At 72.2% G+C, this 24,274-nt stretch carries 26 protein-coding genes; 18 read left to right on the top strand and 8 right to left on the bottom strand.

Features of this window, described 5'->3' with window-relative positions; translation table 11 throughout:
* Window positions 1-28 precede the first annotated feature (28 nt).
* Window positions 29-916: a LysR substrate-binding domain-containing protein gene (locus ACWCXH_RS06030; protein ID WP_449800111.1), complete on the bottom strand. Its 888-nt coding sequence runs from the start codon at window positions 914-916 to the stop codon at window positions 29-31.
* Window positions 917-988: 72 nt separating this feature from the next.
* Between ACWCXH_RS06030 and ACWCXH_RS06025 the strand changes: the two genes are divergently transcribed.
* From ACWCXH_RS06025 to ACWCXH_RS06000, 6 genes are all read left to right on the top strand, one after another.
* On the top strand, window positions 989-1,879 hold the full coding sequence (locus tag ACWCXH_RS06025; RefSeq protein ID WP_449800110.1) for a dihydrodipicolinate synthase family protein: 891 nt from the start codon (window positions 989-991) through the stop codon (window positions 1,877-1,879).
* 101 nt (window positions 1,880-1,980) lie between these two features.
* Complete coding sequence (locus ACWCXH_RS06020) at window positions 1,981-3,027, top strand: aspartate-semialdehyde dehydrogenase (protein ID WP_449800109.1); 1,047 nt, start codon at window positions 1,981-1,983, stop codon at window positions 3,025-3,027.
* Between the two features lie 245 nt (window positions 3,028-3,272).
* Window positions 3,273-4,541, top strand: coding sequence for an NYN domain-containing protein (locus ACWCXH_RS06015; protein ID WP_449800108.1), 1,269 nt, complete (start codon window positions 3,273-3,275; stop codon window positions 4,539-4,541).
* 72 nt (window positions 4,542-4,613) lie between these two features.
* A complete protein-coding gene (locus ACWCXH_RS06010; protein WP_449800107.1) occupies window positions 4,614-5,615 on the top strand; it encodes an ABC transporter ATP-binding protein in 1,002 nt (333 codons plus the stop codon).
* The gene (locus ACWCXH_RS06005; RefSeq protein ID WP_449800106.1) at window positions 5,612-6,424 is read left to right on the top strand and encodes an ABC transporter permease; all 813 of its coding nucleotides are present in this window, start codon (window positions 5,612-5,614) and stop codon (window positions 6,422-6,424) included. The genes ACWCXH_RS06010 and ACWCXH_RS06005 overlap by 4 nt, the downstream gene beginning before the upstream one ends.
* Before the next feature lie 97 nt (window positions 6,425-6,521).
* Window positions 6,522-7,313, top strand: coding sequence for a hypothetical protein (locus ACWCXH_RS06000; protein WP_449800105.1), 792 nt, complete (start codon window positions 6,522-6,524; stop codon window positions 7,311-7,313).
* 129 nt (window positions 7,314-7,442) lie between these two features.
* Here ACWCXH_RS06000 and ybaK read toward each other — a convergent pair whose 3' ends face one another.
* From ybaK to ACWCXH_RS05985, 3 genes are read right to left on the bottom strand one after another with little or no spacing between them, the layout of a single operon-like run.
* Window positions 7,443-7,937 carry a Cys-tRNA(Pro) deacylase gene (gene ybaK, locus ACWCXH_RS05995; protein ID WP_449800104.1) on the bottom strand — a complete coding sequence of 165 codons (495 nt, stop codon included), beginning with the start codon at window positions 7,935-7,937 and terminating at the stop codon, window positions 7,443-7,445.
* Window positions 7,938-7,950: 13 nt separating this feature from the next.
* Window positions 7,951-8,688 (bottom strand): LON peptidase substrate-binding domain-containing protein, encoded by a 738-nt coding sequence (locus tag ACWCXH_RS05990; protein ID WP_449800304.1) that lies wholly within the window; start codon window positions 8,686-8,688, stop codon window positions 7,951-7,953.
* A gap of 52 nt (window positions 8,689-8,740) precedes the next feature.
* Window positions 8,741-10,318, bottom strand: a complete 1,578-nt coding sequence (locus tag ACWCXH_RS05985; RefSeq protein ID WP_449800103.1) for an oxidoreductase — start codon at window positions 10,316-10,318, stop codon at window positions 8,741-8,743.
* 91 nt (window positions 10,319-10,409) lie between these two features.
* On the opposite strand from ACWCXH_RS05985, the gene hisD reads away from it, so the two are divergent.
* From hisD to hisF, 8 genes are read left to right on the top strand one after another with little or no spacing between them, the layout of a single operon-like run.
* The gene (gene hisD, locus ACWCXH_RS05980; RefSeq protein ID WP_449800102.1) at window positions 10,410-11,717 is read left to right on the top strand and encodes a histidinol dehydrogenase; all 1,308 of its coding nucleotides are present in this window, start codon (window positions 10,410-10,412) and stop codon (window positions 11,715-11,717) included.
* A complete protein-coding gene (locus tag ACWCXH_RS05975; protein ID WP_449800101.1) occupies window positions 11,714-12,898 on the top strand; it encodes a histidinol-phosphate transaminase in 1,185 nt (394 codons plus the stop codon). The genes hisD and ACWCXH_RS05975 overlap by 4 nt, the downstream gene beginning before the upstream one ends.
* Window positions 12,899-12,904: 6 nt before the next feature.
* Window positions 12,905-13,498: an imidazoleglycerol-phosphate dehydratase HisB gene (gene hisB, locus ACWCXH_RS05970; protein ID WP_359963098.1), complete on the top strand. Its 594-nt coding sequence runs from the start codon at window positions 12,905-12,907 to the stop codon at window positions 13,496-13,498.
* Window positions 13,495-13,647, top strand: coding sequence for a hypothetical protein (locus ACWCXH_RS05965; protein WP_449800100.1), 153 nt, complete (start codon window positions 13,495-13,497; stop codon window positions 13,645-13,647). Before hisB ends, ACWCXH_RS05965 begins: the two co-directional genes overlap by 4 nt.
* Before the next feature lie 31 nt (window positions 13,648-13,678).
* Window positions 13,679-14,314, top strand: a complete 636-nt coding sequence (gene hisH / locus ACWCXH_RS05960) for an imidazole glycerol phosphate synthase subunit HisH (protein WP_449800099.1) — start codon at window positions 13,679-13,681, stop codon at window positions 14,312-14,314.
* A gap of 20 nt (window positions 14,315-14,334) precedes the next feature.
* A complete protein-coding gene (gene priA / locus ACWCXH_RS05955) occupies window positions 14,335-15,060 on the top strand; it encodes a bifunctional 1-(5-phosphoribosyl)-5-((5-phosphoribosylamino)methylideneamino)imidazole-4-carboxamide isomerase/phosphoribosylanthranilate isomerase PriA (RefSeq protein WP_449800098.1) in 726 nt (241 codons plus the stop codon).
* The gene (locus tag ACWCXH_RS05950) at window positions 15,057-15,497 is read left to right on the top strand and encodes a RidA family protein (protein WP_449800097.1); all 441 of its coding nucleotides are present in this window, start codon (window positions 15,057-15,059) and stop codon (window positions 15,495-15,497) included. The genes priA and ACWCXH_RS05950 overlap by 4 nt, the downstream gene beginning before the upstream one ends.
* Window positions 15,494-16,264, top strand: coding sequence for an imidazole glycerol phosphate synthase subunit HisF (gene hisF, locus ACWCXH_RS05945; protein WP_449800096.1), 771 nt, complete (start codon window positions 15,494-15,496; stop codon window positions 16,262-16,264). Before ACWCXH_RS05950 ends, hisF begins: the two co-directional genes overlap by 4 nt.
* Before the next feature lie 51 nt (window positions 16,265-16,315).
* On the opposite strand, the gene ACWCXH_RS05940 is transcribed toward hisF, so the two are convergent.
* Both ACWCXH_RS05940 and ACWCXH_RS05935 read right to left on the bottom strand, forming a co-directional pair.
* A complete protein-coding gene (locus tag ACWCXH_RS05940) occupies window positions 16,316-17,095 on the bottom strand; it encodes a VOC family protein (RefSeq protein WP_449800095.1) in 780 nt (259 codons plus the stop codon).
* A 190-nt stretch (window positions 17,096-17,285) separates the two neighbouring features.
* Window positions 17,286-18,599 carry a helix-turn-helix transcriptional regulator gene (locus ACWCXH_RS05935; RefSeq protein WP_449800094.1) on the bottom strand — a complete coding sequence of 438 codons (1,314 nt, stop codon included), beginning with the start codon at window positions 18,597-18,599 and terminating at the stop codon, window positions 17,286-17,288.
* Window positions 18,600-18,755: 156 nt separating this feature from the next.
* On the opposite strand from ACWCXH_RS05935, the gene ACWCXH_RS05930 reads away from it, so the two are divergent.
* The 4 genes from ACWCXH_RS05930 (at window position 18,756) to ACWCXH_RS05915 (ending at window position 22,263) form a co-directional block, all read left to right on the top strand.
* Window positions 18,756-19,748: a Gfo/Idh/MocA family protein gene (locus ACWCXH_RS05930; protein ID WP_449800093.1), complete on the top strand. Its 993-nt coding sequence runs from the start codon at window positions 18,756-18,758 to the stop codon at window positions 19,746-19,748.
* Entirely contained in the window at window positions 19,745-20,998 is a 1,254-nt protein-coding gene (locus ACWCXH_RS05925; RefSeq protein ID WP_449800092.1) for a DegT/DnrJ/EryC1/StrS family aminotransferase, read from the top strand. Before ACWCXH_RS05930 ends, ACWCXH_RS05925 begins: the two co-directional genes overlap by 4 nt.
* Window positions 20,995-21,429: an NUDIX hydrolase gene (locus ACWCXH_RS05920; protein ID WP_449800091.1), complete on the top strand. Its 435-nt coding sequence runs from the start codon at window positions 20,995-20,997 to the stop codon at window positions 21,427-21,429. The genes ACWCXH_RS05925 and ACWCXH_RS05920 overlap by 4 nt, the downstream gene beginning before the upstream one ends.
* 336 nt (window positions 21,430-21,765) lie before the next feature.
* Window positions 21,766-22,263 carry an NUDIX domain-containing protein gene (locus ACWCXH_RS05915; protein WP_449800090.1) on the top strand — a complete coding sequence of 166 codons (498 nt, stop codon included), beginning with the start codon at window positions 21,766-21,768 and terminating at the stop codon, window positions 22,261-22,263.
* Window positions 22,264-23,013: 750 nt separating this feature from the next.
* On the opposite strand, the gene ACWCXH_RS05910 is transcribed toward ACWCXH_RS05915, so the two are convergent.
* Together ACWCXH_RS05910 and ACWCXH_RS05905 are read right to left on the bottom strand one after the other, a co-directional pair.
* Window positions 23,014-23,652, bottom strand: coding sequence for a TIGR03085 family metal-binding protein (locus tag ACWCXH_RS05910; protein ID WP_449800089.1), 639 nt, complete (start codon window positions 23,650-23,652; stop codon window positions 23,014-23,016).
* Between the two features lie 35 nt (window positions 23,653-23,687).
* Complete coding sequence (locus tag ACWCXH_RS05905; RefSeq protein WP_449800088.1) at window positions 23,688-24,245, bottom strand: hypothetical protein; 558 nt, start codon at window positions 24,243-24,245, stop codon at window positions 23,688-23,690.
* Window positions 24,246-24,274: the final 29 nt, after the last annotated feature.

Raw genomic sequence — 24,274 nt, 5'->3', positions numbered from 1 at the left:
CCCCGGTTCTCTCGTCCCGCGCCGTCCTTCACGTGGTGCCGCCGAGGCCCGGGGGGACGGAGGTGTGGAGGGCCGAGACGAAGGCGGAGATCGCGGGGTGGGAGCCGGCGCCGGCGCGGAAGGCGGCGCGGGTGCGGCGGTACACGGGGAGGCGGGTGAGGACGACGCCGGGTGGGGGTCCGGCGGTGCCCAGGTGGGGGACGAGGGCGACGCCCTGGCCGGCGGCCACCAGGGCCAGGACGGTCGTGAAGTCGTCGATCTGGTGCCGGACCCGCGGCGCGAAGCCGGCGGACTCGCAGGCGCGGACGGCCATGTCGTGGCAGAGCGTGCCGCGCGGGGCCAGGATCCAGGGCGCGGTGCGCTGTTCGGCGACCGTGCCCGGCGTGCGGGCGGCCAGGTACATCGGCTCGGTGAACACCGGGCGGGTCACCGCGAGGCCGGGCTCGGGGTCGGCCGGGACGAGGTCGTACTCGTGGACGAGGGCGACGTCCAGTTCGCCCGCGCGCAGGGCCGCGCCGACGGCCGCCGGGTCGACCTCGGTGACCATCGGCTCCAGGTCCGGGTGCCAGCCGGCGAGTTCGGCGAGGACGGCCGGGATGATCGCGCGGGCCGCCGAGGGGTAGGTGCCGATCCGCAGCGGGCCGGCCAACCCCCGCCTGGCGTGGGCGAGTTCGGCGTCCGCCTGTTCCAGCCGGGCCAGCACCGCCTCGGCGTGCCGGACGAGGCCCAGCGCGGCCGGGGTGAGGACGACCCGGCGGCCGGTGCGCTCCAGCAGCGGGACGCCGGCCTCCTTCTCCAGGACGGACAGCTGCTGGGACACCGCCGAAGGGCTGAAGGAGAGCGCCTCGGCGACGGCGGCGATGGTGCCGAGATGGGCCAGTTCGCGCAGCAGGCGCAGGCGTCGGACGTCGAGCATCGGCTCAGCTTACGAGAAGCGTCGGAAATGTGAACTGGACCTGGGTGATCGGCGCGGCGGAGGATCGGACGCATGGACCTCGCAGGTATCTACGTCCCCCTGATCACTCCCTTCGCCGCCGACGGCTCCGTCGCCCTGGACGCTCTGGAGAAGCTCGCGCACGAGGTGCTCGACGCCGGTGCGGCCGGGATCGTCGCCCTCGGCACGACCGGTGAGCCCGCCGCGCTGAGCCCCGAGGAACGGCGGGCGGTGGTCGACGTGTGCGCCGCCGCCTGCGCCCGGCGCGGCGCGCAGCTGATCGTCGGCGCGCACGGCGGCGACACCCGGGCCACGGCGGAATCGCTGGCCGCGCTCGGCGCGCAGGTGCCGCAGGCCGCGGCGGCGCTCGTCACCGTCCCGGCCTTCCTGCGGCCGGGCGAGGCGGGGACGGTGGCGCACTTCCGGGCGCTCGCGCAGGCGGGCCCGCTGCCGCTGGTCGTCTACCACATCCCGTACCGGACCGGGCAGCAGCTGTCGGGGGCCGCGCTGCGCGAACTCGCCTTGCTGGACGGCGTGGTGGGCGTCAAGTACGCGACCGGCGGGCTGGACCAGGCGGCGCTCGAACTGCTCGGCGACACCCCGGCCGGGTTCGCGGTGCTGACCGGGGAGGACGCCTTCTTCCCGGCGATGCTGGCCCTCGGTGCGGCCGGCGGCATCCTCGCGGCCGCCCACCTGGCGACCGGCCGGTTCGTCGAGCTGGCCGACGCCTGGCGGTCCGGGGACGTGGACCGTGCGCGGGCGCTCGGGCACCGGCTCACCGGGCTGGCGCTGGCCGTCTTCGCGGAGCCGAACCCGACGGTGGTGAAGGGCGTCCTGCACGCGCAGGGGCGGATCCCGACCCCGGACGTCCGGCTGCCGCTGCTGCCGGCCGGCCGCGCGCACGTGGACGCGGCGCTTGCCCTGGTTGGTGGTCTGGACCACTAGGGCCCTCTCACACCGTGGAATACCAGGTCGCCCTCGCCGCGTGACAAGGCATGATGGGCAGAGTGCGGCTGTGAAAGCACCATTCAGAGGAGTCAGTCGGAATGAAGATCGGTATTGTCGGGGCCACCGGCCAGGTCGGCGGAGTGGTCCGCGAGATCCTGGCCGAGCGGGCCGGTCGGCCCGGAGGACTGGGCCCGGTGGAGCAGCTGCGGCTGTTCGCCTCGGCCCGCTCGGCCGGGCGCACGCTGCCCTGGCAGGGCACCGAGGTCACCGTCGAGGACGCGGCCACGGCCGACTACACCGGCCTGGACATCGTGATCTTCTCGGCCGGCGGCGCCACCTCCAAGGCCCTCGCCCCCAAGGTCGCCGCCGCCGGTGCGGTCGTCATCGACAACTCCTCCGCCTGGCGCCGCGACCCCGAGGTCCCGCTGGTCGTCTCCGAGGTCAACCCGGAGGCCGTCGCCGACCGGCCCAAGGGCATCATCGCCAACCCGAACTGCACCACCATGGCCGCCATGCCCGTGCTGCGCCCGCTGCACGAGGAGGCCGGGCTCGCCGCCCTCGTCGTCTCCACCTACCAGGCCGTCTCCGGCAGCGGCGTCGCCGGCGTCGCCGAGCTGCAGGACCAGGCCGCCAAGGTCGTCGACGGTGCCGCCGCGCTCGCCCACGACGGCTCGGCCGTCGAGTTCCCCGAGCCCACGGTGTACAAGCGGCCGATCGCCTTCAACGTGGTGCCGCTGGCCGGCTCCATCGTCGAGGACGGCTCCAACGAGACCGACGAGGAGCAGAAGCTCCGCCACGAGAGCCGCAAGATCCTCGGCATCCCGGAGCTCAAGGTGGCCGGCACCTGCGTGCGCGTCCCGGTCTTCTCCGGCCACTCGCTGCAGATCAACGCCCGCTTCGAGCGCCCGATCAGCCCCGAGCGCGCCGTCGAGCTGCTCACCGCCGCCCCCGGCGTCGAGCTGTCCGAGATCCCCACCCCGCTCCAGGCCGCAGGCCGCGACCCGAGCTACGTCGGCCGCATCCGGGTCGACGAGACGGTGGAGAACGGGCTGTCGCTGTTCGTCTCCAACGACAACCTGCGCAAGGGCGCCGCGCTCAACGCCGTCCAGCTGGCCGAGCTGGTCGCCGCCGAGCTGAAGGGCTGAGAGCCCTGGTCGCACCGTCCGCGTGACGTTTGGCGGGCCCCGTCGTTGAACGGGGCCCGCCTTTGCGTTCCGTTGGGAGGGCTGTTGCGGTACCGCGACATCCCCCGGGGTTCGGTGCGCGAACCAGGGGGAAAAGGTGAGCCAACGATCGGGCGGTCGCGGGAGCACCCTCACCCACCACGCCCGACCGGGGCGGACCGCGCCCACCTGGCCTGACCCCGAGGGCGAGCGGAAAGAGGTGCGCGATGGATCGCTGTGTCGTCCTGGTGGATGCCGGATACCTGCTGGGCGCCGCCGCCAGCCTGCTCGCCGGCGACCCGTCCCGCTCCCGGGTCACCGTCGACCACACCGCGCTGATCACCGCGCTGCGCGAACGCGCCGAGGTCGAGACCGGGCTGCCGCTGCTGCGGATCTACTGGTTCGACGCGGCCCCCGACCGGCGCCCGATGCCCGAGCACCGCCGGCTGCGGGTCCTGCCCCGGGTGACCGTCCGGCTCGGCGCCCTCACCCGCGCGGAGGGCCGCTGGGTGCAGAAGGGCGTGGACGCCGCCATGCACGCCGAGCTCTCCGAGCTCGCCCGCAACCGGGCCTGCGCCGACGTCGTGCTGATCACCGGCGACGGGGACCTCCTGCCCGGCATGATGTCCGCCAAGGAGCACGGCGTCGTCGTCCACCTGTGGGCGCTCCAGGCCGCCGACGGCGACTTCAACCAGTCCGAGGACCTGGTCGGCGAGGCGGACGAGCGGAGGGTGCTCGACCGCGAGTGGATCGAGGGCTCGTTCAGCCTCCGCGAGACCGCGAGCGTCTTCCCCGCCCCGGGCCAGGGGCCGCGGCAGGAGATCGCCAAGATCCTCGCCGCTCCGCCCGCCGCACCCCCGGCCGTCGTGCCGCCCGCCGTGCCGGTTCCGGCCCGCCCGGCCGCCGGTGCGCCCGCGCCCGTCGCGCCCGCCGCGAACGGGCGGGCGCAGCCGGCCGCCGCGCTCAAGGTCGTGCCGACGCCCAAGGACCTCGCCGGGCGCACCGCCGCCGTCACGCCGGTCGTCGCGAACGGCAACGCGGTCGGGAACGGGGCCGGCAACGGCTTGCACACCGGCCCGGTGCTGCGCTGGTCATCCGACCGTGGCTGGGTCGACCGGCCCGCCCCCGAGCCCGCCGTCACCGCCGGCGACAGCCTGCCGACGCTCGCCCAGCTCACCACCGCCGAACAGCGCTGGGCCGACCGCGAGGAGGACATCACCTCCATCGGCGGTGACGCCCACGAGGTCGGGCAGGTCTTCGCCCGACGCTGGAGCGAGCGCCTCGGCGACGTCGAGCGGCTCACCGTGCTGTGGCCCGACTACCCGCGCATCCCGCACCGCGTCGACGGCGAACTGCTGCGCTACGCGGCCCGGTTCGGGCTGCTCGCGCACAAGGACGACCAGATCGACGAGCACGACCGGTACGCGATCAGGGCCGGGTTCTGGAAGGAGCTCGCCTCCCGGGTGCCGGGCGGGTCGATGGTCGTGGACGACTGACGGACGAGGTGGTCGGCGGGGATCAGGCCCCCTTGTCCGGTTCGCCCGTGTGAGCGCGTAAAGTCTTCGGTCGTGAACGAGACGGCGGCAGGGCCAGCACCCCGGGGCGGCCTGCCGTGCTGTGCCGTACGCGACCTGGTGAAGACCTACCGCAGTGGGCGCGGCTCCGCGGCCACCGAGGTCCGGGCCAACGACGGGATCGCGCTGACCGTCCGGCAGGGTGAGATCTTCGGGCTGCTCGGGCCCAACGGCGCCGGCAAGTCCACGCTCGTGCGCCAGCTCTGCGGGCTGCTGCGGCCCGACTCCGGCTCGATCGAACTCTTCGGGCACGACATCGTCCGGCACCCCGAGCTGGCCGCCCGGCTGCTCGGGTACCTCGGGCAGGAGTCCACCGCCCTCGACGAACTGACCGTCGCGCTCGCCGCCGAGACCACCGGACGGCTGCGCGGGCTGAGCCGGGCCCGGGCCCGGGCCGAGGCCGGCGAGGTGCTGACCGAGCTCGGGCTGGAACCGCTCGCGAACCGGCCGCTCGCGAAGCTCTCCGGCGGGCAGCGCAGGCTCGCGTGCTTCGGCGCGGCGCTCGTGGGGGAGCGGCCGCTGCTCGTGCTCGACGAGCCGACCACCGGGATGGACCCCGTCGCCCGCCGCGCCGTCTGGAGCGCCGTCGACCGGCGCCGGGTCGAGCGCGGCACCACCGTGCTGCTCGTCACCCACAACGTCATCGAGGCGGAGACCGTCCTCGACCGGGTGGCCGTGGTGGACGAGGGGCGGGTCATCGCCTGCGACACGCCCGGCGGGCTGAAGGCCCTCGTGGACGGCGACGTCCGGCTCGACCTGGTGTGGCGGGACGAGGCCCCGGTCGGCGTGCCGGCCGTCGCCGAACTCGCCGAACGGGCCCAGCGCACCGGCCGCCGCTGGACCGTCCGCACCACCCCCGAACAGGCCCGCGAACTCGTCGCCGCCGTCACCACCGGCCCCGCCTTCGCCGCCCTCGACGACTTCACCCTCGCCACCCCGAGCCTTGAGGACGCCTACCTCAAGCTGGGCGGCCGCCACGGAGGACTGGCCAAGTGACGCTGCTCTCGGTGCCGCCGCGGACCGCCGCCGACGCGGGCACCGCGCCCGCCCCGCTCGCCCCCGCGGCGCGGCTGCTGCCCGCGCTCGCGGCCGTGTACCGGGCGCAGCTCGCCCGGGCCCGGGTGGCGCGCATCCCGCTGCTGTTCGTGGCGACGTTCCAGTCCCTCGGCATCCTCGTGATGATGCGGGGGGTCGTGGACGCCGGGCAGGGCTCGGCGGCACGGTCGGTGGTGGCCGGATCGAGCGTGCTGGTGGTGGCGTTCGTCGCGCTCAACCTGCTCGCGCAGTACTTCGGCAAGCTGCGGGCCACCGGCGGCCTCGACCACTACGCGACGCTGCCCGTGCCGGCGGCCTCCGTGGTGCTGGGGGCGGCCGGCGCGTACGCGTCGTTCACACTGCCCGGCACGGTGGTGACGGCGGCGGTGGGCGCGGTGATGTTCGGGCTGCCGCTCGGGCAGCTGTGGGTGCTGCTGGCGGTCGTGCCGCTCGCGGGCGCCGCGCTGTCCGGGCTCGGCGCGGCCTGCGGGCTGCTCGCGCCGCGGCAGGAGATCGCCACCATGCTCGGGCAGCTGGGGATGTCGGCGGCGCTGCTGCTCGGCGTCCTCCCGGTGGACCACCTGCCGCAGCCGGTGCTGTGGCTGCGCGACCTGCTGCCCTCCACGTACGGCGTGGAGGCCTTCGCCCGTACGTTCACGGCCGACCCGGACTGGGCGCTGGTGGCGGGCGACCTCGCGGTCTGCGCGGGGGTGGGCGTGGTGTCGCTGGCGATCGCCACCTGGGCGTACCGGCGGGCCGTCTCCCGGTAGGGCGGTGCCGGGGTGGTCGCGGTCGCGGGCTCGGGGGCGTGGGGCCGGTGTGCGGGCGGCGGCTCGTTCGGGGCGCGATCGTGAAACGATGGGGCCTGTGACCGTACCGAACACACCTCCGGATCCCACCCGCGACGACGTGCACGCGGTGCCGGACGCCACCCCCGACCCGTTCGCGCCGCCGCCCGTCCAGGACGCGGCCGGGCTGCCGCCGCTCCCCGAGGGGATCGGGGACATCGTCAGGACCGAGCGCTCGCCGGTGGACCGGCTGCTGCCGGAACTGCGGATCGGTGCGGTGACGGTGGTCGTGTGCGCGGTCCTGGGGCTGGCCATGGCCGGGCTGTGGGCCTGGCTGGCGCCCAAGGTGCCGCTCGTCGTCGACGGGAACCGGATCCTGTACGCGGACCCGGAGGGCGAGCAGCGGGCCGGGGCCGACGCGGTGTTCGTGCTCATCGGGCTCGGGATGGGGGTCGTGACGGCGCTCGGGGCGTTCCTCCTGACGCGGCGCCGGGGCGGGGGCATCTCGGTCGCGGTCGGGCTGGCGGTCGGCGGGCTGCTCGGCTCGCTGGGCGCCTGGCGGCTGGGGCGGTGGCTCGGGCCGAGCAGCGACCTCATCGGGGAGGCCCGGCGGGTCGGCAACGGGGGGTACTTCAACGCGGACATCGACCTGGGGGCGCACGGCGCCCTCCTGGCGTGGCCGATGGCGGCGATGGTGCTGCTGCTCCTGTTGTCGGCGGCGTTCGGGAAGCGGGAGGAGGACCCGCCGCCGTACTGGGCGGGGCCGTACGGGGTGGCTGCGCCGCAGGCTTCGGTGGACGGGCAGGCAGGGCTGGACGGGCAGGCGCCGGAGCAGGGAGAGGCTGAAGGCCAGCGGTCCGGCCGGGAGTAGTGGGCTTTCGCTGCGTGGACCCTGCGGATCGGGGCCTTCCGCTGCGCGTGGTTCCGCCCCCGGCGCTCCTGGGCGAGTGCCCGGTGAAGTGGAGCCGAGCGTCCTGAAGGTGGACGGCTCGGAAGCTTCCTAGCGGGCGATGGGGGCGGTTGTGGCCTTGGTCAGGGTGATGAGGTCGGCTGGGGTGAGTTCCACTTCCAGGCCCCTGCGGCCTGCGGAGACGTAGATCGTCGGGTGGGCCGTCGCGCCGGTGTCGATGACCGTGCGCAGGGGGCGGCGCTGGCCCAGGGGGGAGATGCCGCCGCGGACGTAGCCGCTGCTGCGTTCGGCGGCGGCCGGGTCGGCCATGGCGGCGCGTTTGCCGCCGACGGCGGCGGCCAGGGCCTTGAGGTCGAGCTGGCCGGCGACCGGGACCACGCCGACGGTGAGGACGCCGTCCACGTCGGCGACCAGGGTCTTGAAGACCCGCCCGGCGGGGACGCCCAGTGCCTCGGCGGCCTCGCCGCCGTAGGAGGCGGCGGCCGGGTCGTGCTCGTAGGAGTGCACGGTGAACGGGACGGCGGCGGTCTCCAGGGCGACGGTGGCCGGGGTGCCCTGGCCGCCCTTCTTCGGTTTCTTCGCCATACGGGATCCAGGGCTAGTTGGGGCTGAACGACTGACGGGTGAGGTCGACCGCGGGCAGCGAGGGCAGCCAGCTCAGCACGGCGGTCTCGCGGCGCAGCAGGTCGAGTTCGGTGCGCAGCCGCTGGGCGGTGTCGGGGCAGGCGAGCAGCTGCTGCTTGACCGGGGTCTCGAACACCGAGGCCGCGGCGACGAGGTAGGAGAGCACCTGGGGGTCGTCCGGGAGCTCCTGGCGGCCGACGGTGCTGGCCTCGCGGGCGCCGGCGAGCCGCTTCTGGTAGGCGCGGAACGCCCGTTCGACCTCGGCGGCGAGGGCGCCGGAGCCCTGGCCCGGGCGCTCCTCGATCGGCTCGATCTCGCCGGTCAGGTACGGACCGGAGGTGTCGACCGAGCGGAGCAGGAACCGGGTGGTGCCGGTGACCAGGAGTTCGTACCGGCCGTCGGGCTGGTCCTGGACGGAGGCGATGTCGGCCACGCAGCCGATGTGATGGATCGCCTCCAGCGGGTCCCCGGTGAAGGTGCCGAGGCCGTCCAGCGGGCCGGCCGGGCCGTCGTCCGGGCGGACCGGGGCGACCTCGCGGCCGTCCTTGATGGCGAGTGCGCCGAAGCGGCGCGGCTCGTCCTCCGATTGTTCGAGCAGGTCGGCGACGAGACGGCGGTAGCGCTCCTCGAAGACGTTCAGGGGCAGCACGAGGCCCGGGTAGAGCACGGTGTTCAGCGGGAAGAGCGGCAGCCGTTCTGTCACGGCGGACAGCGTAGTTCCCCGGGCCCGGGCCTTGTCGCGCGGTTATCGCGGGTCGCTGCGGTCATCCGCGCTGGAGCATCCGCGTGGCGCCCGCGACGACGGTGGAGGCGAGCAGCCAGCCGACCACGACGAGGCCGGCGGAGACCCACTGGGCGAGGCCGCCCGGGTTCCACGCGCCCTGGTTGAGGTCGACGATCGGCAGGAGCTGGTTGAGCGTGTAGAGCACCGGGTTCCAGTGCGGTTTCTCGTCCTGCTTGAGCGGGTTGAGCGGGTGGGTGGCGAAGAAGACGCTGCCGACGGCCCAGGCGGCCAGCAGCCAGAGGGCGGCGCGGCCGGGTCGGAAGCCGTAGCCGACGGTCACGTCCTGGACCCGGCCCCAGATCCGGGCGGGCAGCGGGAGGGTCTCGCGGCGGCGGCGCTGCTTGGCGTAGAGCACCTCGCGGGCGTCGTCGTCGGCGCCGTCGCGGCGCATGGCGGCTGCGAGCTGCTCGTAGGACTCGGGCTGGAAGTCGACCGAGGAGCCCTCCAGCCAGGCGATGCGCTGCTGGACGGTGAACGGCGCGACCGGGCGCAGGACCTCGTAGACGAAGCCGGTGAGGCCGACGTGCTTGCCGTGCGGCCAGGCGTTTGGGGTGTCGACGAGGTTGCCGACCCGGGCGCGGGAGAGCGAGACGGTGCCGGTGGGCCGGGTCCGGCAGGTGAAGCGCAGCTCGGGGGTGTGGATGCGGCGCAGCGAGAGCTCGTCGTCACCCTCCAGGTGGAATTCGCCGGAGATCAGGCAGGCGCTCTCGAAGCGGGCGTCGGACAGCCGCACCTGGCCGAAGGCGCGGAACGGGGTGCTGGGGGCGCCGGCCGCCGGGCTCTGGCCGTAGCCGGAGCCGTAGTAGCTGCGGGAGCCGAACCAGCCGCCGTCGGCCGAGCTGGTCAGGTAGAGGGTGTGGCCGACGACGATCCGGACGGCGTTGAGGCAGGTGCGGTTCTGCGGGACGGCGTGCAGCTGGGCGCCGCGCAGCGAGAGCCGGCCGCCTATCCGGGCGGTGCGCAGGCTCAGCTCGCCGCGGACCTCGACGCGTTCGGCCTCGAAGTCCTGGTGGACGGTCATGCCGTCGGCGGAGACCGCGCGGCCGAAGCGGTCGGCGCCGACGACGGCGAGGTTGAGCAGCAGGTCGGTGCCGATCTTGGCATCGGTGAGCCGCACGCCCTCGGGGATCCGGCAGCGGGCGAGGTGGAGGTCGCCCGTGGTGGCCAGCCGGGAGGCCTCCAGCCGGGGTATCAGGCAGTCGACCATGCGGACGGTGCTGGCCTCGGCCTCCGAGATGAGGATCTTGTGCTCGAAGCGGCAGCCGTACAGCTCGACGTACTGGTTGATCCGGCCGCCGGCGAGGTTGAGCGCGCCGGTGATGTTGACGCCGTTCATCCGCAGGGAGGAGACCCGGCCGGGGGCGGCGGTGGGGCCGGCCAGCAGCAGGCGGGCCAGGACGTCGGCGCGCACGGTGCGCTCGGGGCCCCAGGAGGTGCTGCCGAAGGGGTCGTCCTCGGCGGTGTCCCGGGCGCGCCGGTCGAAGACGTCGCCCTGGCGGAAGGCCTCCCAGAGCTCCTGTTCGGTGTCGGTCCAGTCCTCCGGAGCCAGTTCCGCCATGCTTTCCCCCGTCCCCCCGGTCGTCTCGCCTTTCGTATCACGGAGTGAAATGCGGGACCAGTGGTTTCAGCCACTCCTTACACTGGTTGGCGTGATCTCTCGAATCGACCTCCGCGGCTCGCTGGACGACCCGCGTGACCTGCTGCCCCGTGCCGAGTTCGACGTCGCGGCCGCCCTGGAGAAGGTGCGGCCGATCGCCGAGGACGTACGCCATCGCGGGGTCGCGGCGCTGATCGAGATCACCGAGCGCTTCGACGGCGTCCGGCTGGAGTCGACCCGTGTCCCGGCCGAGCAGCTGACCGGGGCCCTGGAGACGCTGGACCCGAAGGTGCGGGCCGCGCTGGAGGAGTCGATCCGCCGGGCCCGGGCCGTGCACGCGGACCAGCGCCGCACCGGGCACACCACGCAGGTGGTGCCGGGCGGCACGGTCACCCAGCGCTGGGTGCCGGTGGACCGGGTCGGGCTGTACGTGCCGGGCGGGCTGGCGGTGTACCCGTCGTCCGTGGTGATGAACGTCGTGCCGGCGCAGGAGGCGGGCGTCCGGGGCATCGCCGTCACCTCGCCGCCGCAGAAGGAGTTCGGGGGCCGGGTGCACCCGACCATCCTGGCGGCCTGCGCGCTGCTCGGCGTGGACGAGGTGTACTCCGTCGGCGGCGCCCAGGCGGTCGCGATGTTCGCGCTCGGCACCGAGGAGTGCGCGCCGGTGAACATGGTCACCGGCCCGGGCAACATCTACGTCGCCGCCGCCAAGCGCTACTTCGCCGGCCGGATCGGCATCGACTCCGAGGCCGGCCCGACCGAGATCGCCGTCCTCGCCGACGACAGCGCGCTGCCGTCCGACGTCGCCGCCGACCTGATCAGCCAGGCCGAACACGGCCCGACCTCCGGCTCGGTGCTGGTCACCGACTCGCCGGCGCTGGCCGACGCGGTCGAGGCCGAGCTGGCCGTCCAGGTCGCGAAGACCAAGCACAGCGAGCGGGTCGCCGAGGCGCTCGGCGGTCGGCAGTCCGGCATCATCCTGGTCGACGACCTGGAGCAGGGCCTCACCGTGGTCAACGCCTACGCCGCCGAGCACCTGGAGATCCAGACCCGGGACGCGCACGCGGTCGCGGCGAAGGTCCGCAACGCGGGCGCGATCTTCATCGGCCGCTGGACGCCGGTCTCGCTGGGCGACTACGCGGCCGGCTCCAACCACGTGCTGCCCACCGGCGGCTGCGCCTGCCACTCGTCCGGCCTGTCGGTGCAGACCTTCCTGCGCGGCGTCCAGGTCGTCGAGTACGACCGGGACGCGCTCGCGGACATCGCCGCGCACGTGGTGAACCTGGCGAACGCCGAGGACCTGCCCGGTCACGGCGATGCCATCAAGGCCCGCTTCGATTGGACGGTTCCCGGCTCGTGACGCGTATCGACGACCTTCCCGTCCGGGACGAGCTGCGCGGCCAGTCCCCTTACGGTGCACCGCAGCTGGACGTGCCCGTCCAGCTCAACACCAACGAGAACCCGTACCAGCTGCCGGACGAGCTGGTGGCCCGGATCGCCGAGCGCGTCGCCGAGGCCGCCCGCAACCTCAACCGCTACCCCGACCGGGACGCGGTCGAGCTGCGCGACGGGCTCGCGGCCTACCTGAGCCGCACCACGGGCTTCGCGGTCACCCGGCAGCAGGTCTGGGCCGCCAACGGCTCCAACGAGGTGCTCCAGCAGCTCCTGCAGACCTTCGGCGGCCCCGGTCGCAGCGCGCTCGGCTTCGAGCCGTCCTACTCGATGCACGCCCTGATCTCCCGGGGCACCGGCACCGAGTGGATCTCCGGCCCGCGGGGCGCCGACTTCACCATCGACGTCGACGCCGCTCTCACGGCCATCGCGGAGCACCGGCCGAACGTGGTGTTCATCTGCTCGCCGAACAACCCCACGGGCACGGCGGTGGAGGCCGACACCGTGCTGCGGCTGTACGAGGCCGCGCAGGCCGCCCGGCCCAGCCTGGTCGTCGTCGACGAGGCCTACGTCGAGTTCTCGCACCGCGCCTCGCTGCTGCCGCTGATCGAGGGCCGCCCCAACCTGGTGGTCAGCCGCACCATGTCCAAGGCCTTCGGCGCGGCCGGCCTGCGCCTCGGCTACCTCGCCGCCGCCCCGGCCGTGGTGGACGCGGTGCAGCTGGTCCGGCTGCCGTACCACCTGTCGGCCGTCACCCAGGCCACCGCGCTGGCCTGCCTGGAGCACACCGACACCCTGCTCGGGTACGTCGGCCGGCTCAAGGAGGAGCGTGACCGGCTGGTGGACGCGCTGCGCGGGCTCGGCCTGGAGGTGACCGACTCGGACGCCAACTTCGTCCAGTTCGGCCGCTTCGCCGACACCCACGCCGTCTGGCAGGCCATCCTCGACCAGGGTGTCCTGGTCCGCGACAACGGCGTCCCGGGGTGGCTGCGCGTCACCGCCGGCACGCCGGCCGAGAACGACGCCTTCCTGGCCGCCGTTCGCACAGCCCTCCCTCCCTCCTTGCCCGCCATCGGGCAGGAGGAGCCCAGGCCCACCCCCACCCTTGATCGAGCGCGCTCCGCGCGCGCTGCCAGTCAGGAGCTGTAACCCCGTATGTCCCGCATCGGACGCGTTGAGCGCACCACCAAGGAGACCTCGGTCCTGGTCGAGATCGACCTCGACGGCACCGGCAAGACCGACATCTCCACGGGCGTCGGGTTCTACGACCACATGCTCGACCAGCTCGGCCGCCACGGTCTGTTCGACCTCACCGTCAAGACCGACGGCGACCTGCACATCGACACCCACCACACCATCGAGGACACCGCCCTCGCGCTCGGCGCCGCCTTCAAGCAGGCGCTCGGCGACAAGGTCGGCATCTACCGCTTCGGCAACTGCACGGTGCCGCTGGACGAGTCGCTCGCCCAGGTCACCGTCGACCTCTCCGGCCGCCCCTACCTGGTGCACACCGAGCCGGAGCACATGGCGCCGATGATCGGCAGCTACGACACCACGATGACCCGGCACATCCTGGAGTCCTTCGTGGCCCAGGCGCAGATCGCCCTGCACGTCCACGTGCCGTACGGTCGCAACGCGCACCACATCGTCGAGTGCCAGTTCAAGGCGCTCGCGCGGGCCCTGCGCTACGCCTCCGAGCGCGACCCGCGCGCGGCCGGCATCCTCCCGTCGACGAAGGGCGCGCTGTGAGCAAGTCCGCTGTGGCTCTGATCTTCGTCGGACTCTTCCTGGCCGGCGGGGTGATCTCGTTCTGGAAGCAGAAGCTGCCGAAGGGCGTCATCCTGGTGCTCGCGATCGGCTCCGTGATGTGCCTGGCCGCCGGCGTCATGCGCCTCTAGCGCCCGTAGTAGAGAGACTGGACACCTGAACATGGGCAAGAACGTCGTCGTCCTCGACTACGGCTCGGGCAACCTGCGGTCCGCGCAGCGGGCCCTGGAACGCACCGGCGCCAACGTCACCGTGACCTCCGACTACGACGCGGCGATGGCCGCCGACGGCCTGCTCGTCCCCGGCGTCGGCGCCTTCGAGGCGTGCATGCGCGGGCTCAAGTCGGTCCGCGGCGACTGGATCATCGGCCGCCGGCTCGCCGGGGGCCGCCCGGTCATGGGCATCTGCGTCGGCATGCAGATCCTCTTCGAGAAGGGGGTCGAGCACGGCGTCGAGACGGCCGGCTGCGACGAGTGGCCGGGCACCGTCGAGCCGCTGGACGCCCCCGTCATCCCGCACATGGGCTGGAACACCGTGGACGTGCCCGAGAACAGCCGGATGTTCGCCGGCATCGACCCGGAGACCCGCTTCTACTTCGTGCACTCCTACGGCGTGCGGCACTGGGAGCTGGAGACGCACAGCGCGCGGATCGGCGCCCCGCTGGTGACCTGGGCCACCCACGGGCAGCCGTTCGTCGCCGCCGTCGAGAACGGGCCGCTGTGGGCCACCCAGTTCCACCCCGAGAAGTCCGGCGACGCCGGCGCCGCCCTGCTGACCAACTGGGTCAACACCCTCTGACCGTCTGAGAGTTGTAACTGATGAGCCGCCTCGAACTGCTTCCCGCCGTCGACGTCCGGGACGGCCGGGCCGTCCGCCTGGTCAAGGGCGCCTCCGGCACCGAGACCTCCTTCGGCGAGCCGCTCGCCGCCGCCCTCGCCTGGCAGAACGCCGGCGCCGAGTGGCTGCACCTGGTCGACCTGGACGCCGCTTTTGGGACCGGCAGCAACTACGAGCTGCTGCGCGAGGTCACCGGCCGGCTGGACATCAAGGTCGAGCTGTCCGGCGGCATCCGCGACGACGAGTCGCTCGCCCGGGCCCTCGCCACCGGCTGCACCCGGGTCAACCTCGGCACCGCCGCCCTGGAGGCCCCCGAGTGGGTCGCCAAGGCCATCGCCGAACACGGCGACAAGATCGCCGTCGGCCTGGACGTCGTCGGCACCACCCTGCGCGGCCGCGGCTGGACCCGCGACGGCGGCCAGCTCTTCGAGGTGCTCGACCGCCTCGACCAGGAGGGCTGCGCCCGCTACGTCGTCACCGACGTCAACCGCGACGGCACCCTGACCGGCCCCAACCTCCAGCTGCTGAGCGACGTCTGCGCCGCCACCGACCGCCCGGTCGTCGCCTCCGGCGGCGTCTCCTCGCTGGACGACCTGCGCGCCATCGCCGGCCTCGTCGGCGAGGGTGTCGAGGGCGCCATCGTGGGCAAGGCACTCTACGAGCAGAAGTTCACCCTCGAAGAGGCCCTGGAGGCGGTTTCAGGATGACGGAACGTCGGATCGTACGCGGCCGGGTCGCCGGATTCTCCCCCTGGGAGGACGAGTTCGGCTACTCGCGGGCGGTCGTCGCGGGCGACCACGTGCACGTGGCCGGCTCCACCGCCTGGGTGGACGGCCGGATCGAGCACGAGGGCGACCCGTTCGGGCAGACCCTCGCCGCGTTCGGCGTCGGCCTCACGGCCCTGGCCGCGTACGGTCTGACGGCGGACGACGTCGTCCGCACCCGGATGTACATCACGCACGTCCGCGACGCCGAGGAGGTGGGCCGCGCCCACCGGCAACTCTTCGACGCCGCCCGCCCGGTGGCCACCATGGTGGTGGTCGAGGGCCTGATCGACTCCCGGATGATGGTCGAGGTCGAGATCGACGCGTACCGTGCCGGGCTGGCAAAGAACCTGGAAGCCCCGGAAGGCAATCAGCCGTGACCCTTGCAGTACGTGTCATCCCCTGCCTGGACGTCGACGCCGGGCGGGTGGTCAAGGGCGTCAACTTCCAGAACCTGCGCGACGCCGGCGACCCCGTAGAGATGGCCAAGCTCTACGACGCCGAGGGCGCCGACGAGCTGACCTTCCTCGACATCACCGCCTCCTCCGGCGACCGCGAGACCACCTACGACGTGGTCCGGCGCACCGCCGAGCAGGTGTTCATCCCGCTCACCGTCGGCGGCGGCATCCGCGCCGTCGAGGACGTCGACAAGCTGCTGCGGGCCGGCGCCGACAAGGTCGGCGTCAACACCGCGGCCATCGCCCGGCCGGAGCTCGTGCGGGAGATCGCCCAGCGGTTCGGGCGGCAGGTGCTGGTGCTGTCGGTCGACGCCCGGCGCTGCCCCGAGGGCACCGAGACGCCGTCCGGCTTCGAGGTGACGACGCACGGCGGGCGCCGCGGCACCGGCCTCGACGCGGTCGAATGGGCGGGCCGCGCGGCCGAGTTGGGCGCGGGCGAGATCCTGCTCAACTCGATGGACGCGGACGGCACCAAGGACGGCTACGACCTGGAGATGATCCGGGCCGTGCGCAAGGCCGTCTCCGTGCCCGTGATCGCCTCCGGCGGCGCCGGCAAGCTCGCCGACTTCGCTCCGGCCGTGGAGGCGGGCGCGGACGCGGTGCTCGCGGCGAGCGTCTTCCACTTCGGGGACCTGCGGATCGGCGAGGTGAAGGACGCGCTGCGGGAGGCCGGGCACCCGGTGCGGTGATCTGTTCGTCTCATGGGGAGGGCCCGCCGTTCTGGCGGGCCCTCTCCCGTGCTACCGCCGCGGCTCGCCCTTGATCAGCGCGAACGGGGCGCCGTTCGGGTCCGCGAGCCAGGCGATCCGGCCGACGTTGTCCACGTCCGAGGCGGGCATCAGCACCGAGCCCCCGGCCGCCGTCACCTTCGCGACCAGCGCGTCCACGTCGGCGGCGGCGAAGTACGGCGTCCAGGCGGAGGGCTGGCCCTCCTGCATCACCGGGGCGATGCCGCCGAAGCTGGTCTCCTGCTGATCGCCGTCGGCGGTGGAGACCACCCGGTAGGACATGCCCGGGGACGGCTCGAAGTTCTCCACCCGCCAGCCGAAGAGGCTCCGGTAGAACGCGAACCCGGCGTCCTGGTCGGAGGTGTGCAGCTCGGACCAGCAGAGGGCGTTGTCCGCGGAGACGGTGTCCAGGCCCTTGGTGTTGCCGGCCTCCCAGAGCGCGAACCGGGCGCCCTGCGGGTCGGCGACCTGGGCGAAGCGGCCCTCGCCCATGACGTCCATCGGTGGGACGAGCACCGTGCCGCCGGCCTGCTCGGCGGTCTTGACGGCGGCGTCCACGTCGGGGGTGAGGAAGTACGTCGTCCAGGAGGACCGGTCGCCCTCGTCGAGCGGGCCGACGGCGCCGACGGTCCTGCCGCCCAGCTGGAGGAAGCCGTAGCCGCCCGCCTCGGGGCCGGCGGACTGGAACGTCCAGCCGAAGACCTTGCTGTAGAAGTCGGCGGTGGCGGGGATGTCCGGGCTGCCGAGGTCGATCCAGCAGGGCGAGCCGGCGGGGAAGTCGGTGGTGAGCATGAGGTGGTGCCCCTTCGACGGAGAACTGACCGGGACGGTTTCCGCTGGGCGCGCGCACGCCCCCTCCCGGCCACCTGTGAGTCTGCACCGGGGCACTGACATTCGCAGCCGGAGACGGGCTGAGCTGCGGGTTCGGCGTGTCGGGGAATGGGACGGCAGGCTGTGTGGCATCTGAACCTGGCCGACGCGCTCAGCTGGCCCTCAGGCGCTTCAGGAGCTCTGGGACACCATCGACTTGGCGGTAGGGTTTGAAGGCCGGTGCAAGCTCGCGGACCAGGGCGACGCACCGGGGGGCACCAATGCGGGTGGCCAGGTCGAGCGACTGGTTGGTGACGGCGAGCGCCTGCTCGACGTCGTTGGACTGGAGGTAGCCCTTGGCCTGGTAGGTCAGGAAGATTCCGCGCGTCTTGTCCCTGGCGCGGGGCAGCAGGATCATGCCCTCGGTGATCTGGGCGTGCGCCTCCTCGGTGCGGCCGAGGTCCAGTAGGCACTGGCCGGAGTCCACGGCGAGGTCGGCCGGGCTCATCCACTCGCACCACCCCGGGGCGGGGTCGGTGGCCTCGATCGCGAGGGCGGATTCGGCCTCGGACAGGTCGCGGTAGCAGGCCGTACGGTCGCCGAGGGCGGCGTGGGCTCTGGCCCGGCGGAGGAACAGCAGGGACCGCGCGGTGGGGTGCTCGATGCCGGACAGGGCGTGTCCGAGCTGGTCGACGGAGACCTTCGGCTCGCCGAGCCAGTTGGCCTGGTAGGCGAAGTCCGACAGCACTCCGGCGCCGTGGTCGCGGTCGCCGGCGGCGTGCGCGGACTGCAGGGCGGCCTCCCAGAGCTTGCCCGCGGCCCAGTGCTGGCCCTGGTCGAAGCGGTGCCAGCCGCAGATGGTGGCGAGCGATGCCGCCAGCAGGTGGAGGCGTCGGCCGGTGCTCTCGCTGTAGACGCCGTCCTTGAGCAGGTCCGTGACCGTAGTGAGGTGAGCGTCCATCAGGCCGATGGTGTGCTGGCGCTGTTCGGTGGGCAGGGCTGTCAGCCCCTTGCTGGTGTTCTCCAGCCAGTCCACGAGTTCGCCGTCAACCCGCTTGCCGCCTAGGGCCATGCTGAGGCGTTCGGGTCCGATCGTGGCCCACTGGGAGGCCAAGCCGGCCAGCGAGATCGCGCTGAAGGTCATGAAGTTGCGGCGGTCCATGGAGGCTCTCTGTGCATCGTGGAGTGCTTGGACGGTGTAGGCGGGCCCCAGCGGCAGCGGCTCATCGCGCCCGGGCAGCCAGTAGGGCCAGCCGTACGCCTCCATATCCGAGACCGGGATGTCGAAGGCTTCGGCGATCAACAGCTGGGAGTCGATGTTCGGCGTCTTGCGCCAGTGCTCCCACCGGCTGACGGCCGTCTTGTCGGCACCGGACAGAAGTCCATGGCGGCGGGCGGCCTTGTTCAGCTCGGCGACCAGGTCGCTCTGCGACCAGCCGCGCAAGTCGCGGGCATAGGCGAGGGGGTGCCGGATCGGGTCGTCCACGGGGTCAATCCCATCATCGACAGTGACCGCGAGCCTACTGCCAGCAAGGGCGAGACAACCCGGGGACTACAGACAATGCCTGTTCGGTGACGGTGGGTTGGGCTGTACTCGACGCATATCGACCTAGTTCCTTCACGAAGCCGAAGGAGTCTGCTCATGAAGCGTCGCGCTGCGGTTATCGGCCTCGGCCACCAGGCCCTCGAAGACCACCTGCCCGGCCTGCTCGGCTCTCACCGGGCCGAACTCGTCGCGGTCTGCGACAGCGACCCCAACACCCTGCGCGAGCGGCAGGAATCGCTCCAGGTGCCCGCGTTCACCCGGACCGTCGACCTTCTGGACGCGGTGGCTCCGGACTTCGTCATCGTCGCGGTTCCCCACTGCGCCGGTCGGGCCGTGATCGAGGAATGCGCGGCCCGTGGCGTGCATGTGATGAAGGAGAAGCCGTTTGCCACCACGCTCACCGAGGCTCGCGAGCTCGCCGCGATCTGCCAGGCCGGGCAGGTGGAGCTGATGGTCACCCTCCAACGGCGTTTCAACCCGATCTACACCTCGGTGGTGCAGTTCCTCGACCAGATCGGCACCCCATTCCTGCTGGACGCCCAGTACACCTTCCATACCGATGACCCCGGCGCCGGCTGGCGCGGGGACGTCCGGCAGGCCGGGGGCGGCTGCATCATCGACATGGGCTACCACCTCGTCGACCTGTTGCTGTGGTACTTCGGTCTGCCCAGCCGGGTCATGGCTGACTTCTCCGCCACCGCTGTGCCCGGCGCCGCCTACGACGCCGAGGACACCGCCGTCATCCAGCTCGGCTACGACACCGACTTGTACGGCTCGGTGCTGCTGTCGCGCTGGGTGGCTCCGAAGACCGAGAAGCTGCACGTCGTCGGCACGCGCGGCTCGGTCCTGCTGACGAAGGGGCACCTCCAGCGGCTGGCCCTGGATGGCACGGTCGTGGAGGAGCTGGCCCGGCCGCACGCCCCCGCGAGTGTGGCCACTGCTCAGATCGACTACTTCTGCCGGGTCCTGGACGGCAAACGCCCCAACACCTCCGGCCCCGACCAGCACCTCGCCCACGCCGCGTTCATTGCTTCCTGCTACGAGTCCAAGACGGCAGGGCGCTACATCGACCCGAAGGAGATGCTGTGACCTCCGCCCTCGCCCTGCTTGGCGGAAAGCCCGAAGTGACTGCCGCCAGCCCGCACTTCACCTGGCCGCCGATCGACGACACCACCCGCGCCAAGGTCGGCGCCCAGCTGGAGGAGTCGATCTCCATCCCCGGCCGTTCCGGCGTCGTCGCCGAGCTGGAGAACGGACTGCAGGACTACTTCGGCGTCCGGCACGCGGTCACCACCAGCTCCGGCACCGCCGCCCTGCACGCCACCTACTGGGCCGCGAGGATCAAGCCCGGCGACGAGGTCATCGTCCCGGCCTGGACGTTCCACGCCACCGCCTCCCCGCTGTTCCACCTGCGTGCCGTGCCGGTGCTGTGCGAGACCCGGTCGGACGGCAACATCGATCCGAACCGGATTGAGGAGCTGATCACGCCCCGCACCCGAGCGGTCATGGTCACCCACCTGTGGGGCAAGCCCGCCGACATGACCGAGCTCGTCGCCGCCGCGAACGCGCACGACCTGGCGGTGCTGGAGGACGGCTCCCACGCCCATGGTGCGACCATCACCGGGCAGAAGGTCGGCACGTTCGGCCTCGCCTCGGCTTTCTCCCTCAACGGCCCCAAGCCGCTGTCCGGCGGCGAGGGCGGGTTCGTCCTGACGGACGACGACGACATCTACCACCGGGTCATCACGCTCGCGCACTACAACAAGCGGGCCAGGACCGAGATCCCGGAAGGCCATCCGCTTGCGCGGTACGCGGTCACCGGGGCCGGCCTCAAGCTCCGGATCCACCCCCTCGCCGCCGCCATCGCCCACGACCAGCTCGCCAGGCTCGACGGCTACCTCGCCGGACGGGCGGAGATCGCCCGCTACCTCACCGGCCGACTGGCCCGGATCCCCGGCCTGGAGGTCACCGAGATGCCCGACGGGGTGATCCCGTCCTGGTACGGGTTGACGCTCACGTACCGGCCGGACGAGCTCGGCGGCCTGCCGATCGAGACGTTTCACCAGGCACTGATCGCCGAGGGCGCCACCGAGTTCGACCGCCCCGGCTCCACCTGCCCCATGAACCAGCTCCCGCTCTACCAGCACCCCGCCTCGCTCTTCCCCGGCCACCCGCACTCCCACCGCCGATACAAGGCCGGGGACTTCCCCGTCGCCGAGCACGCCCGCGCCCACACGATCAAGCTCCCGGTCTGGCATCGTGAGCAGGATCTGGAACTGGCCGAGCAGTACGTCCGCGCGGCCATCAAGATCAGCGACCAGCACAAGGAGCTGCTGTGACCGTCATCTCCCCCGCGTTCGTGGCCAGCCTGGCGGCCGACGCCGAAGCTGTCGGCATCACCGGCTTCGTCGCCGCCGCTGTGATCAACCACGACGGCCGGGTCCTGCTCGTACGGCGCAACCCCGACGACTACATGGGCGGGATGTGGGAGATCCCCTCCGGGACGGTCGAGGTCGGCGAGTCCATCCTCGACGCCCTATGCCGGGAGACCGCCGAGGAGACCGGCCTGATCATCGATCAGGTCAGCGGCTACATCGGTCACTTCGACTACCAGAACAGCCGCGGCGGCACCACCCGCCAGTTCAACTTCGCGGTCACCGTGGAGAAGACCGAACCCGTTGTCCTCACCGAGCACGATGCCCACCAGTGGGCACTCGCGGGCGAGCTGCCCGAGGTCAGTGACGCGATCCGCAAGCTGATCACCCTCTGATCCAGAGACATCACTCCCCGTCTGACTCTGCATGTACGGCCTGGTCCTCGAAGTCATCGAGGATCGGGCCGCAGCCGTTTCGGAGCTGGCGGGGGCAGGGTCCCGAGGAGCCCCCGCCAGGGCTTCCGCGCGGCTGGAAGCCCAACATGCCCGGCGGAAGGGTGCTGTCTCCGCCGTCTGGCCAGATCCAGCGCGGCACGGTGCTGCGGGTCTCTTCCATCCGCCCCTGTTTTGGCGATCTACCGTAGACGCGGTGTTCCGGGAGTCATCGATCTGGAGCGCCGCGCACGCGAGGCACTGACATGACAGCCGCACCGCAGGAAGGACCCGACCGACGTGGCTCAGCCGACCGCCGATCAGATCGCTGCTCTCAAGCCCGCTATGGAGTCGATGACCCTGCTGGTTGCCGCCGTCATCGTCCATGACCGCGAAGCCCGGCGCGTCGTACTCCTTCGGCGAGGACCCAAGGCCAAGTTCGCCCAAGGCATGTGGGATCTGCCCGTCGGAAAGAGCGAACCCGGCGAACCGATCACGGAGACGGCGGTTCGCGAACTCAAGGAGGAGACCGGGCTCGTCGTCACTCCAGAGGATCTGCGACTGGTCCACGTCATCCATGGGGCTCGAGGAGTCGAGGCACCCAACGGCTTCCTGACCGTCGTCTTCGCCGCCCACCGGTGGTCCGGCGAACTCACGAACGGGGAACCCGCCAAGCACTCGGAAGTCGCGTGGGTCGGCATCGATGTCGTGCCGGAGGAATTCGTCTCCACGACCAAGGAAGCTCTGATCAGCTACCTCAACGACGGTCCGAGCGTCTCCCTGGATTCATGGCATTAGTGGTGCGGTTGTTTGCGGTGTCCCTCGGAAATCCCGGCGGGCAGACTGTCTGAGTTCGAGATCCTCGCCACAGTGCGGTAGTTGCGCGTTGAAAAGGGAAGGCGTACTTAACCACGACCTCTGCGGATGTTCAGTAGCGCTCGCCCGAGAGCAGAGGGGCGGTTGCGGTGAGTTTGTCTCTCCTCTCCGAATCGCGGGCAAGCTCGTGCGGGTAACGAGCCCGTCTCGCCGCCCCGGCGAGGCGGGCGAGCAGGCCATCGAAATCCTCGGCTGAGCTGCCCTGCTTCCGGAAAGTTCTGACTAATGCTTTCAGTGATGTCTATCGAGGCATTTCCATCAGGTGGTTGACTTTGTCTTCGCTGATTTTAGTGCGACCCACCCTGAAGGAGACCGCCCTGTTCTACTTTGCATTCGCCGCCGCCTCGGCGGGCCGAGGCGGCGGCGCTTGGGTTTTTCCCCTGAGGCACCCCATCACTTGCCGGGGGGCGCTGCAATTCTTTGCCATGTTTATCGAGGTGTCTTGCTGGTTATTCTTCTGCTCGTTTTGTCTCTTGCGCACCTCGCCGTGTAGGCGAGGTGCGCAGATCTCGCTGTCGCCCCTTGGTGGCGCCGGGAGCACGCCCATGTTTCTGACTATCTGCTGTTTTTGCTCATTAATGCGCGAGCCCCTCCTTGACTGAAGAGGGCCCACGCAATTACTATTCTCTTTTGTATCTAAATTTCTTTTGCTTTTGTATGTCATTGGGCGCCCTACGGCAGCGGCAGCGCGTGCCGGAGGGCCTCGACGGCGTCAGCGGGGCCGTCCACGTCGAGGGTGGTGCGGGCGCCGCGGCCGTAGGTGAAGAGGATCAGTTCGCCCGGTTCGCCGGTGATACGGACGACGGGGGTGCCGGCCGGGCCGGTGGTGAGGGAGCGGCCGTCGGGTTGGCGCAGTTCCAGGCGGACGGGGGAGCGGCGGCCGGCTTCCAGACGGGCCAGCAGGGGGAGGCGGCGCCACAGGGCCTCGGCGCGGCCGGGCGGCACGGGCTGCGGGGTCCAGTCGTCCTGTGCGCGCAGGACGTCCTCGGCGTGCACGAAGTACTCGACGGTGTTCGCCGCCTCGTCCGCGCCGGGCAGGGCGAAGAGGGAGAGGAGCGGCGGGCCGGAGCGGAACAGCCGCAGCAGTTCCTCGTACGGGCGCTCGGCGTACGCGGACTGCACCCGGTAGGTCCAGTCCGCGAGGGCGCCGACGCGGATGCCGGCCGCCGCGTCCGCCCGGCGTTCCCGGATCACCAGGTGGGCGGCGAGGTCGCGGGTGGTCCATCCGGCACAGAGGGTGGGCGCGTCCGGCCCGGCGGCGGCCAGGAGTTCGGCGAGACGGTGGCGCTCGGCCAGGGCGTGGTTCGACATGGCGCCACCTTAGAACGTCGCGCGGCGGCGGTCGCTCAGCGGAGGTGGCCGGTGAGCTTGGGGCCGCCCTGGTGGTTGCTGATCGTCAGGGCACAGGTGTAATCCCGCCAGCCCTGCTGGTAGTTGGCCATGGTCGGGCCGAGCGGGCGGCCGTAGTAGGTGCGGCCGTCGCCCTGGCGGGCCTTGGCGGCGGCTTCGGCCTCCTTGCAGCCGTCGAGCATCGTCAGGTTGATCTTGAGGTCGCCACTCAGGCCCTCCGGCAGCTTGAGGTCGGCGACCACCTCGCCGTCGTGCGCGCCGGTGCAGGGCCGTTCCTCCGACCTGACGATCGCCGGGCTCAGCTGCGGGTGGTCGAAGCAGGTGCCGACCGGGAAGAAGGCGTACGGCGGGGTGGGGGTCGGTGTGGGGGTCGGCGTCGGGGTGGCCGTGGGGGTGGGCGGTGGTGGTGCGGCGGCGGGCTGCTTGTCGTCCGGCCAGAGCAGCACGGTGGCCACCACCGCGAGCAGCACGGCCAGGACGGCGGCGACGGTGAGGACCAGGCCCCGGGAGGGGCGGGAGTCGGCGGCTGCGGGCGGCGGCTGCTCGGAGGTCATGGCCACGAGGATGGCCCAGTGCGGGCCCT

This window comes from Kitasatospora sp. NPDC001660 (assembly GCF_053596725.1).
Note: the sequence above shows the minus strand (reverse complement) of the source record. Positions and strands in the feature narration are given on the sequence as shown.

Coding starts and splice junctions, on each gene's coding strand:
- ACWCXH_RS06030 (WP_449800111.1), bottom strand. CDS start 916: ATGCTCGACGTCCGACGCCTGCGCCTGCTGCGCGAACTGGCCCATCTC.
- ACWCXH_RS06025 (WP_449800110.1), top strand. CDS start 989: ATGGACCTCGCAGGTATCTACGTCCCCCTGATCACTCCCTTCGCCGCC.
- ACWCXH_RS06020 (WP_449800109.1), top strand. CDS start 1,981: ATGAAGATCGGTATTGTCGGGGCCACCGGCCAGGTCGGCGGAGTGGTC.
- ACWCXH_RS06015 (WP_449800108.1), top strand. CDS start 3,273: ATGGATCGCTGTGTCGTCCTGGTGGATGCCGGATACCTGCTGGGCGCC.
- ybaK (WP_449800104.1), bottom strand. CDS start 7,937: ATGGCGAAGAAACCGAAGAAGGGCGGCCAGGGCACCCCGGCCACCGTC.
- ACWCXH_RS05985 (WP_449800103.1), bottom strand. CDS start 10,318: ATGGCGGAACTGGCTCCGGAGGACTGGACCGACACCGAACAGGAGCTC.
- hisB (WP_359963098.1), top strand. CDS start 12,905: ATGTCCCGCATCGGACGCGTTGAGCGCACCACCAAGGAGACCTCGGTC.
- hisH (WP_449800099.1), top strand. CDS start 13,679: ATGGGCAAGAACGTCGTCGTCCTCGACTACGGCTCGGGCAACCTGCGG.
- priA (WP_449800098.1), top strand. CDS start 14,335: ATGAGCCGCCTCGAACTGCTTCCCGCCGTCGACGTCCGGGACGGCCGG.
- ACWCXH_RS05950 (WP_449800097.1), top strand. CDS start 15,057: ATGACGGAACGTCGGATCGTACGCGGCCGGGTCGCCGGATTCTCCCCC.
- ACWCXH_RS05940 (WP_449800095.1), bottom strand. CDS start 17,095: ATGCTCACCACCGACTTCCCCGCCGGCTCGCCCTGCTGGATCGACCTC.
- ACWCXH_RS05930 (WP_449800093.1), top strand. CDS start 18,756: ATGAAGCGTCGCGCTGCGGTTATCGGCCTCGGCCACCAGGCCCTCGAA.
- ACWCXH_RS05910 (WP_449800089.1), bottom strand. CDS start 23,652: ATGTCGAACCACGCCCTGGCCGAGCGCCACCGTCTCGCCGAACTCCTG.
- ACWCXH_RS05905 (WP_449800088.1), bottom strand. CDS start 24,245: ATGACCTCCGAGCAGCCGCCGCCCGCAGCCGCCGACTCCCGCCCCTCC.